The sequence below is a fragment of the Candidatus Omnitrophota bacterium genome (genome assembly GCA_026387175.1).
In the GTDB taxonomy this organism is placed as follows: domain Bacteria; phylum Omnitrophota; class Gorgyraeia; order 2-01-FULL-45-10; family 2-01-FULL-45-10; genus CAIMPC01.
Genome location: JAPLME010000004.1, coordinates 61187 through 71465 on the forward strand (window position 1 = coordinate 61187; position 10279 = coordinate 71465).

At 39.4% G+C, this 10279-nt stretch carries 10 protein-coding genes; all 10 read left to right on the top strand.

Annotated elements, in window-relative coordinates; genetic code table 11:
• Positions 1-15 precede the first annotated feature (15 nt).
• Positions 16-270 carry an acyl carrier protein gene (locus NTY76_01655; GenBank protein MCX5677795.1) on the top strand — a complete coding sequence of 85 codons (255 nt, stop codon included), beginning with the start codon at positions 16-18 and terminating at the stop codon, positions 268-270.
• Between the two features lie 23 nt (positions 271-293).
• Positions 294-1487: a beta-ketoacyl-[acyl-carrier-protein] synthase family protein gene (locus NTY76_01660; protein ID MCX5677796.1), complete on the top strand. Its 1194-nt coding sequence runs from the start codon at positions 294-296 to the stop codon at positions 1485-1487.
• A 3-nt stretch (positions 1488-1490) separates the two neighbouring features.
• Positions 1491-2891 carry an NAD(P)/FAD-dependent oxidoreductase gene (locus tag NTY76_01665; protein ID MCX5677797.1) on the top strand — a complete coding sequence of 467 codons (1401 nt, stop codon included), beginning with the start codon at positions 1491-1493 and terminating at the stop codon, positions 2889-2891.
• The gene (locus NTY76_01670) at positions 2888-3475 is read left to right on the top strand and encodes a nitroreductase family protein (GenBank protein MCX5677798.1); all 588 of its coding nucleotides are present in this window, start codon (positions 2888-2890) and stop codon (positions 3473-3475) included. Before NTY76_01665 ends, NTY76_01670 begins: the two co-directional genes overlap by 4 nt.
• 849 nt (positions 3476-4324) lie before the next feature.
• Positions 4325-5626 carry an ATP-binding protein gene (locus NTY76_01675; protein ID MCX5677799.1) on the top strand — a complete coding sequence of 434 codons (1302 nt, stop codon included), beginning with the start codon at positions 4325-4327 and terminating at the stop codon, positions 5624-5626.
• A 1-nt stretch (position 5627) separates the two neighbouring features.
• Complete coding sequence (locus tag NTY76_01680) at positions 5628-5999, top strand: response regulator (protein ID MCX5677800.1); 372 nt, start codon at positions 5628-5630, stop codon at positions 5997-5999.
• A 19-nt stretch (positions 6000-6018) separates the two neighbouring features.
• A complete protein-coding gene (locus NTY76_01685; GenBank protein MCX5677801.1) occupies positions 6019-6384 on the top strand; it encodes a response regulator in 366 nt (121 codons plus the stop codon).
• A complete protein-coding gene (locus tag NTY76_01690) occupies positions 6381-7778 on the top strand; it encodes an HD-GYP domain-containing protein (GenBank protein ID MCX5677802.1) in 1398 nt (465 codons plus the stop codon). Before NTY76_01685 ends, NTY76_01690 begins: the two co-directional genes overlap by 4 nt.
• 168 nt (positions 7779-7946) lie before the next feature.
• The gene (locus NTY76_01695; protein ID MCX5677803.1) at positions 7947-9134 is read left to right on the top strand and encodes a hypothetical protein; all 1188 of its coding nucleotides are present in this window, start codon (positions 7947-7949) and stop codon (positions 9132-9134) included.
• Positions 9135-9315: 181 nt separating this feature from the next.
• Positions 9316-10279 (top strand): hypothetical protein (locus NTY76_01700; protein ID MCX5677804.1); only part of this gene is annotated, 964 nt, incomplete at its 3' end.

Here is a 10279-nt window from a genome sequence, read left to right on the forward strand (position 1 = left end):
AAGGAGACAGTATAAATGGCTATTCAATCCGAAAATATTGAAAAAGAGATGCGCTCGCTTGTAGCTGAGATACTTGAGATACAAGAAGACAAGATAAAGCCGAGTATGAAATTTGTTGAGGAGCTCGGCATGGACTCTATGATGGCTCTTGAAATTCTTGCTTCGGCTGAGAAGAAATATAAGATTAAAATACCGGAAGAACATCTTACGAAAGTGACGACGCTTAAGAACCTGATCGAGGTAGTGCAGAATATCATGGAGAAGAAGTAAAACGCGTGCACAATAACAGAGTGGTGGTAACAGGTTTAGGGGTTGTAAGTTCTATCGGAATCGGCAAGGATAAATTTTGGAATAATCTAATAGCTGGTAAATCGGGGGTAAGCAAGGTAGAGTCTTTTGACACCTCAAAATATGAAAATCATATGGGTGGGGAAATAAAAGATTTTGACCCGAATGATTTTATTAAAAAAGATAAAATCAAGAGATTGGGACGCGGATCTCAATTTGCTATTGCGGCAACGAAACTAGCCCTTTCTGATTCAGGAGTAGAATTCGAAAAGATAGATAAGAATAGAATTGGTGCGATAATTGGCACAACAATGGCAGATTCTCAGAGACTGGAAGAGATGGATAAGACGTGGGTTGAAAGTAGCGAGAAAGATGTGGATGCGAAATTGATACCGCAGTATCCCGGAAGCATTATCGCATCGAGCATAGGATTTGAGCTGGGTGTTCAAAATCTTGTATATTCTATACCGACTGCCTGCTCAGCAGGTAATTATTGCATAGGGTATTCTTATGATATGATCAGGACAGGGAAAGCAGACTTTATGTTGGCAGGCGGCTCGGATTCTTTTTCAAGAGTTGCTTTTACTGGATTTAATCGCCTCTTTGCTGTGGCCCCAGAAAAGTGCCAGCCATTTGATAGGAATAGAAAAGGTATGATGGTCGGAGAGGGATCCGGAGTTTTAGTTTTAGAATCATTAGATAGTGCGCGGAAAAGAAGAGCAAATATATATGCGGAAGTATTGGGATATGCCTTGAGCTGCGATGCTCATCACATGACGGCTCCTTCGGTTGAAGGTATTTCACGTGTTATGAAGAAAGCGATAAAGAATGCGGATATTCATTCAGAAGATGTCGATTATATCTCGGCACATGGAACGGGAACGCCGGCGAACGATAAGGCAGAGTGCGCGGCAGTGAAAGAAGTATTTGGCGATGGGTATAAAGAGGTGCCCGTTAGCTCTATTAAATCTATGCTTGGCCATACAATGGGCGCCGCAAGCGCTATAGAAGCAATTACATGTTGCCTTGCGATAAAAGAAGGATCTATTCCGCCTACGATAAATTATGAAACATCGGATCCGGAGTGTGATATCGATTGCGTTCCCAACATTGCGAAAAAAAAGACCGTGCGAATCGCGCTGAATAACTCTCTTGCTTTCGGTGGGAACGATGCATGCCTTGTACTGGGAAAGCTATAAGAAATGAAAAATAAATACGATGCGATTATAATCGGTGCTGGGATAAGCGGTCTTATTTGTGGAACATATCTTGCGAAAAATGGCCTAAAGGTGTTAATGCTGGAGAAAAATAAAAATGCTGGAGGTTGTTGTGCATCTTTTTATAGGAAAGGCATAAAATTTGACGCGGGCGCACACATTATAGGAGAATGCGGTAAGGGTGGGATGTTGCGCACAATATTAACTTATCTTGGCGTTAATCAAAAATTTTATCAACCAAAATTTACTGATCGCATATTTTTTCCAGAGGATATCGTTGAAATACCTAACGATTTAGCTGGGTATGCAGCTTTATTACAGCAAAAATTTAAAAAAGAGCGGAATAATATATCGCGATTTTTTAATAAATTCATCAGTTGTTCAAATATCGCAAATATAGCGCTGATTCAAAAAAATTATTCCGGCATTACCTACCAAGAATTGTTAAATAAATATTTTATAAGTAACAGGTTGAAAGCGATTTTATCGGCTCAAAGCGGCTATTTAGGAGTAGCACCAAATAAAGTCAACGCGGCAGCTATGTGCGCAATGTTGTCCAGTTATTTGGCAAAGGGAGCATATTATCCGGTCGGGGGGTCTCAATCTTTTGCAGATAATATTATGAAAAGATTTATTTATTATGGTGGAGAGCTAAAGCTTGCATCACGCGTAAGTAGGATACTGCTAAGTAATGGTGCGGCTGAAGGCGTTGCAGTGAATGAAAAAGAAATCTTTAAAACAAATAAAATAGTCTCAAGCATAGATTTGCATACTACTTTATTCGAACTCCTAAAAAATGAAAAAATAAAATCTCAAGTTAAGACACGCTTAACTTTATCTAAAGAAACACCGTCATTATTTGTTCTGTATTTAGGGGTAGCCGCTGATACAAAGTTAATAGAAAGAAGTGTCGGTTGGCATTACGCGCATTATGAAATAAATAAGTTTGAGTTTGATGATTGTGTATATATAACGGCACCTACTTTATATGATAGCTCCTTGTCGCCAAAAGGTATACATGCTGTTCAACTATTTATAAAATCACGTTATGATTTTAATAGTATGCGGAATTGGCATGCTGCGAAAGACATCTTTATAAAAGAAGCGTTATTAAAACTTGATATGTTAATTCCAGGGGTGAAGGAAAAGATTACAGTTATTGAAAGCGCTTCTCCGGAAACTATCCGGCGATTTACAAATAATAAAAATGGAGCCGCTTATGGATGGATGCTTACAACGGGGCAATATGAACGAAATAAAATAATTGCGCAAAATGTCAATGATGGTTTATTTTTAACAGGGCATTGGACAAACCCTGGCGGGGGTATAGTCGCTGTAGGTATTTCAGGATGCGCTGCGGCAAAAAAAATATTGAAAAGTTTATGAAAAATTCGATACTTGCAATAATTAAACATCGAAGAACTATCAGGACTTTTAATAATCGAAAAGTTACTAAAAATGTGCTTAAGAATATTTTAGAAGCTGGCAGATGGGCGCCCTGTCCTAATAATGTGCAACCATGGATTTTTTATGTCACAAAAAGAAATAATTTTTATACTCAAAAAATCATAAAAATTATTCAAAAAGAATCAAAAAACGAAAGTATCGGGGTTTCCGTTTTTTTAAATGACTCGATCAAAATTTTTAAATCCGCACCAATCATGATTTATATATTTAAAAAATGTATTTTAGCAAAAAGATACGCTGTTTTAGGGCCCTCTTATCAACAAAAAGGGGAGTTGTTTGAGCATCAAGCTATTTCTGCTGCTATAGAAAATATGATTTTATGTGCAGAAGCATACGGAATAGGATCGGTATGGCTTGGTTCCCCTGTTTTTTTGAGTAAAAAAATCGAAGCAATATTTAAGATAGATGACGAATTATGTGCGGTTATAGGCTTAGGATATTATGATAAAAAACCTGCGAAGATCAAAAAGATACCGTTTTCACAAATAGTAAAATTTTTATAGTGAGGAGATATGATAGGACATTTTTACGCAACATCTAATTTACTGATAGCCATTGTATTGGGACTATTGGGCTTCTATGTCTATATACAAAACCCTAAAGGATATCCCAATAGAGTGTTTTTAGCATTTTGTATAGTGTCATCGCTTTGGATGTATTCATTATTTTTTCTATACTATTATGGAACTAGCACGAAAGCTGCGATTTTTTGGTCAAAATCCATTTATATCGGCGCTTGCTTCAATTCTGTTTTGTCATATCATGTTGTGATTGCCCTGCTTAATATAAAAAAGAGGCGTTGGATTTTGTGGTTATTTTACGGCCTTAGCGCACTTTTTTTGTATTTAGCTTATTATGGTAACCTGCTTAATGGTTTGTATGTTTACGCTTGGGGGTATTTTCCGAAATTCGGAAAGCAACATCCGTTTTTCGTCGGTTATCTTCTCATAGAGAATTTTTACACACTATACTTAATATATGAGCAGTATAAAAATCGAGAAAATATAAGCATTAATGAATTTCAAAAACTTAAATATGTTTTTATCGCCTGGATAATAGGCCACTTCGCATTGGCTAATTTTTTACCAACCTATGGCATTTCTATTTTTCCGATAGGTAATTTCTGTTTTGCGATTTTAACTATATTACTTGGATACGCTATTATTCGTCATCAGCTCCTTGATATTGAAGTTATTATCAAGAAGACCCTAGTATTTGCTGGTTTATTAGCCTCAGTGCTTGTTATACTTATTCTACCAACGTTACTTGTGCAAGAATATCTCTTTGGGAGTGCGTCATTCGGTGGCAGGCTTATTGGCTTGTCCTTCGGTAGCATCATAATTATATTCACCATGCGTAGAACCGAAGACTTCTTAATAAACATTACTGACAAGTATCTATTTCAGAAGAAATATGACTATAAGGAGCTGCTCAAGACTTTCACATCCGAGGTGTTAACGGTACTTGAGTTAGATAAGCTGGTTAATCTTACCGTCTCTAAGCTTGTGGATATAGTAAAGATAGATTCATCGGCTGTTCTCTTGCTTAACAATGATACGCAGCAATTCGATGTAGTGGCATCCTACAATGTAAAAGATCCTGGAGTAACTTTGATAAGACCCGATGGCATTGTTACGTTCCTGGAAGAGACTCATGGGTATCTTCTTATGAGTGACCTTAAAGAGAAGAAAGTCCATGTTCCTGATTCCATACAAGGAATAGTGGATGAATTAAGCGCCGAGCTTATAATTCCAATGGTTGTTCATGAAAAGATGATGGGCATATTATCCTTAGGCAAGAAGAAGTCGGATGAAGGCTATTCACAGGATGACCTCGACATACTGCTGCCACTGGCAAGAACCCTTGCTATAGCCATATCAAACGCGCAATTGTTCGAAGAACTGGGTAAAACACAGGCTGAGGCTGCCCAGAAAGAGAAGATGGCGGTTATTGGTACGCTATCAGCGGGGATAAACCATGAGATATGCAATCCGCTCGGAATAGCTAGAGGCCAATGCGAAGCGTTCCTGTTAAATATAAAGGATGGGCTATATGCGAACAAGACTTCCGATGAGCTTCTTAAAAAAGCCCAGGAAATAATGGCGAAGGTGATCAGGGAGACCGACAGGGCCACGGCCATTACGAAGAAATTATCGAGCTTTGCGAAGCCCGCGAAGGGCGAATCTGAGATGGTTGATATAAATAAGGAGCTGGATGAGATATTTGGGCTGGTCAATTACGAGCTAAAATTAGAGAAGATAGAGTTGGAAAAAAATATAGCGGAAGATTTGTCACGTATTTTTGTGGACAGAAAGCAGTTTCAGGAGGTCCTCTTCAACCTTTTGCGAAATGCCTGTCAGGCGATAGGAGAAAAAGGCAAAATAACGGTTGCGGCTAAGGAAGCTAATGACAGAATTACCATAGATATTCAGGATACAGGCGCAGGCGTCGCCCCGGACAAGATAAAAGAGCTATTTAATCCTTTCTTTACTACCAAAGATCCGGGCAAAGGCACCGGTCTCGGCCTTTTCATCGTCCGTCAGATAGTGGAAAAGAACGGAGGCAGGATATACATGAAGAATACGAAGGTTGGAGAAGGGACGACGTTTACGATAGAATTTCCGGCCGCGGCGCGCCAGGAAGCGAAGGTTTAATGTGGTAAAGCCCAGGATAGTTGCGATAGATGACGAGTCAGAGTTTATTGATATGCTGCTGAATTATTTTGAACCCCGCGGCTATGACATCAATGTTTCGATAAGAGGTGTAGGCGGTATCGAGATAATAAAAGCGAAGAAACCCGATGTGGTATTATGCGACCTTAAGATGCCGGGAATAGACGGTGACGAAGTCCTGAAGTTGGTGAAGACGATGCAGCCCGAGCCGAAGTTAATATTTGTGACCGCTTATGATGATGGAGGCAAAACGAAGGCGAGGCTGTTAAAGATGGGAGCATACGCGTATTTTGATAAGCCGATAGCTTCTCTGAAGGCATTGGAAGATAAGATAAATATGGCAGTTAATGGGTGATACAATAAAGGAATCATACATGCGTAAGATCTTAGTGGTGGACGACGAATGCGACATTTGTGATTTCGTGAAGAACTTCTTTCAGGAGAGAGGTTACGAAGTTCTTACCGCCTTAAACGGTGAAGACGCCATCGAGATCTCCAAAAAAGAGAAGCCGGAACTCATACTGCTTGATATAAGAATGAAGGGGATGGACGGTATAGCCGCGTTGAAACATCTGAAAGAGATCGACAGGAAACAGAAGATAATAATGGTGACCGCACTGACAGACCAGGATAAGATGGACGAGGCATTCAGGCTGGGAGCGTGCGATTATATTACAAAGCCGCTGATGCTGGATCAGCTCGAAGCCGCGGTAGAGAAAAACCTGGGAGTGGCTATATGAGCGCGAATAAAAAAGCGCCGAGCTGGGCAAAGCTGCATGAGTGGTTTGTGGGTAAGGCCGCTATGCGGGATAACGATGCGGCAAACCGTGTGGATCCCGCAGGGCCTCAGCCAATAGATCTTCCCTTATCGTCGGAATCTGTCCATCCGCAGCAGGTGACCTATCAGACATTCCTGGAGAATGCGTCCCGCACGATGATAAGGTTCAAAAAGCCCGAGCACCTTATCAAGATGATAGTGAAGACTATCGATGAGCAGCTTAAGGTTACGCACACCGCGGTGCTATTGTATAAAGAAGATAAGAAATCATATATCCTAATAGATTCAAAAGGTTCCGAAGGGCTGAAGATTCCGATAGGGTTTATCAGGCTGAACGTCGATAATCCATTGATAAGCGTTTTTAGCGAGAAACAGAGCTATCTCATATCGGAGACGGGGATCCTGCGCTACGAAGACCTGATCGTATCGCTTAGGAATAGGGAGATATTAGAGAAACAGTCGGACCTTTATGACAGAATTCTTATGATAAAACGGCAGATGGATCTGATGAAAGCTTCCATATGCGTGCCGTGTTATTTTAAGAGAGATCTCTTAGGTATATTGGTTCTGGGTGAAAAGATCACGGGTGAGCCTTTCAACCGCGAAGAGATGGGATTCTTCATGACCCTTGCCAATAACGCCGCGATGGCTATCGCTAATGCTCAGCTCATCGAAAACCTGCATCAGAAGGTTGAGGAGATTAAAGGGCTGTATCTTAAAGAGCATAGGATATTTATCCATACCGCGATAGCCCTGGCCGCTGCTATTGACGCAAGAGACCCGTATACGCACGGACATACTGAGCGCGTGACGAACTATTCGCTTGCAATAGCCAAAGAGCTCGAAGGGCTTCCGGAGATAGCCGCTTATAATAACTTCAGGGAAACCCTGCAGATCGCTGCTCTCCTGCATGATATAGGCAAGATTGGCATCCCCGATCGAGTGTTAAACAAGCATACCAGGCTCACGCCAGAAGAGTATGAAGAGATAAAGAAACATTCCATTATCGGATCTACAATCCTGAACCCGATCAAAGAACTGCGTGATGTTTCCAGAGAAGTCCGCGCACATCAGGAGTGTTATGATGGCTCCGGATATCCCGACGGACTAAAGGGCACTAGCATACCTTTGATCGCCAGGATAATCGGTGTGGCTGACGCCTTTGACGCGATAACCACTAACAGATCTTATCGAAAAGCTAGGACCGCTGAAGAGGCAGTGCAGGAGCTAAAGCGCTGTTCCGGCTCTCAGTTCGATCCGGTCATAGTGAGCGCTTTTCTGCTTGCCTATGAGAAGGGCAACATTCTCACAAACGGAAAGCAGAAGAGTTTCGGCGATATAGATGAGGGCTCTTAGAGAGATATTTGATAAAACAATACTTTAAATTTATAACAGGGGCGATTCTATGAAGTCAATAGAGGCGCCCCTGTTTATTTAGAGGGGCTGTAAATATTTCTTGGTAATAATTTACTGAGGGATGTATAATAATAGCTAAATTAGTATAATTTTCCTAGAAAGGCATATATGAATTGGGAAAAATCTACAAAAAAAGATAACAATACTTATGAAATACCAGAAACATGGCTACTTCCTCATTATTATGAGGTTTTAACTATCCTGTTTAAGATAGAAAATGCATTGAGAGTTTTTGTTTTCTCGGTTTTAAAAAATGAGTTTGAAGAGAAATGGTCTAATTTATCTATTACTAGTGATGATTCACAGTCGGGAACAATTGAAAGCATAGCGAAAAAGAGAATAAGTCAAGCAAAAGATTTTGGTTATCTAGGTTATTTTGTAAGCTGCCCCATAATGTATCTGACAACAGGGGAGCTTATACGTTTAATCACCGCAGAGAGCCATTGGCCGCATTTCGCTAAATATTTTTTAGGCAGCAAAACTATAATGGAAAACAAGTTAAACGAAATAATTAATGTTAGAAATTCTATTGCACATTTTAGGCCTATTAAAAAAGGCGATGTAGATCTCATTAAACAAAATACAGTCCATGCACTCGGTGCGATAGAAACATACCTTCAACAATTGACAAACTGTAAAACTATTGTTCCCACAAATACTCCAGATGCTTGGTATAAAGAATTAAAAATATTGGGTACGGATAATATTCTACTGTCACTTTTTTTTAGTGATAACGAAGAGTGGGTTCAGATAGATTTAAAATATAATTGTCCTATTATTAGAAAAAAGGTGATTGAGCAAAGATACGTGCTTTATAGATTATTGACAATTATTTCACCCGCTGTTTTAAAAAAATATCCATTGTTAACAAGTCACATTATATATCTATCGGAAGATGTACCGTATTTTTATATGAAAAAAGAATACGATACTGATTTCTCAAAAAATATTAGCATTGTGATTAGTAAGAACATCATCGAGAAAAAATACAAAGTTATTTGTTCGCAGATTAAAGAATTATTGCAAACAATATCTGAAGAAACAGAGCTTATCAAGCAAGATAACCTTGCAAAAGGAGGTATTATAAAGGCTGTAGATGTGCGGGCGCTTCATAAAAAAACTCAAGAAGAAGGCTCCTGGACTTATTATAGTAATGAGATGTCTTGTAACGTTCAAGAAGATAGTCCACCTGAATTTTGGGGGAATATAAGTTTTCCTAGCCATGATTTTATTTCAGAAACCTATAAATACCCGTGGATGCCTATTGCTATTTCTGAAATGAAAATATTTTTTTAAATAATGGGCAAGCAGTATAATTGTTCTTGAGCACCTACCATGGAATTAGGATAGGGGATTCGGGTTCGTAGGGGGATATTGGGCAAAAATAATCGTTTGAATTTATGGCAGGGGCGATTCTATGCAATCTATAGAGGCGCCCCTGTTTATTTAGCGATATGCATAAAAGTTAAAGGTAAAGATGACGCACAATATCACTTGGTATTCGTTTAGTACTCTATTTGGGGCTGTAGCATCACTGTCTCTGAGCTATTTTGTCTATAAAAACATAAAAAAGGGAAGTCCGGATATATACTACGCTGCGATACTGGTGTGTATGGCTATCTGGTGTTTCGACTCTTTCTTAGTCAGCATGCTTCCTTATGATAAATCCGTATTATTTATCGCACGAATATGTCATTTGGGTGGCATATATTCGTCTTATTTTTTTGTTCAGTGGGTTTTTGGCATAGTTAATAATAAATCATCGGTCGCATATAAAGCTTATTTAGTTTTTAGTACTCTTGTGGCCGTGTTTCTCACAGTACTGAATTTCAGTTCAGATTTACTAATTAAGCTGATAGACAATCAACATTTTTTCATACCGTTTCATAGTGGTGGCAGCTTTTACCATGTCTTTGCGATGTTCTTATTCCTGAATGGGGCCATTGGTTGTGGCGAACTATTCAGAAATATCAAGATTACGACTGGAAGTAAAAAGATTCAATTAGCATATATCTTAATGGCGACACTGGTCATGTATGTAGCGGGCATAACCTACTATTTGTTTGTTCAAGGTATAAAGATTTGGCCAGTAGCGGATATTTTTGTTGCTTTCTCAAGTTTTGTGATAACTTATGCAATAGTCCGTCATAACCTGATGGATATAAAGATCATAATAAAAAGGACCCTTGTTTTTGCGGGTCTTTTGACATCGGTTTTAACTATATTAATTCTACCGACTTTAATCCTTCAAGAGTATTTGTTTCGAAATGCTGCAATAACTGCCAGGCTCATCGGTCTTGCCATCTCCGGCATCATAATCATCTTCACTATGCGAAGGACAGAGGACTTCCTGATAAACATTACGGATAAGTACCTCTTCCAGAAGAAGTATGACTATAAAGAGCTTCTTAAGACCTTCACATCCGAGGTATTAACGGTCC

Bases quoted from the DNA above. Each gene is read 5' to 3' on its own strand.
- NTY76_01695 (MCX5677803.1), top strand. From the start codon at position 7,947: ATGAATTGGGAAAAATCTACAAAAAAAGATAACAATACTTATGAAATA.
- NTY76_01670 (MCX5677798.1), top strand. From the start codon at position 2,888: ATGAAAAATTCGATACTTGCAATAATTAAACATCGAAGAACTATCAGG.
- NTY76_01685 (MCX5677801.1), top strand. From the start codon at position 6,019: ATGCGTAAGATCTTAGTGGTGGACGACGAATGCGACATTTGTGATTTC.
- NTY76_01690 (MCX5677802.1), top strand. From the start codon at position 6,381: ATGAGCGCGAATAAAAAAGCGCCGAGCTGGGCAAAGCTGCATGAGTGG.
- NTY76_01655 (MCX5677795.1), top strand. From the start codon at position 16: ATGGCTATTCAATCCGAAAATATTGAAAAAGAGATGCGCTCGCTTGTA.
- NTY76_01665 (MCX5677797.1), top strand. From the start codon at position 1,491: ATGAAAAATAAATACGATGCGATTATAATCGGTGCTGGGATAAGCGGT.
- NTY76_01675 (MCX5677799.1), top strand. From the start codon at position 4,325: ATGCGTAGAACCGAAGACTTCTTAATAAACATTACTGACAAGTATCTA.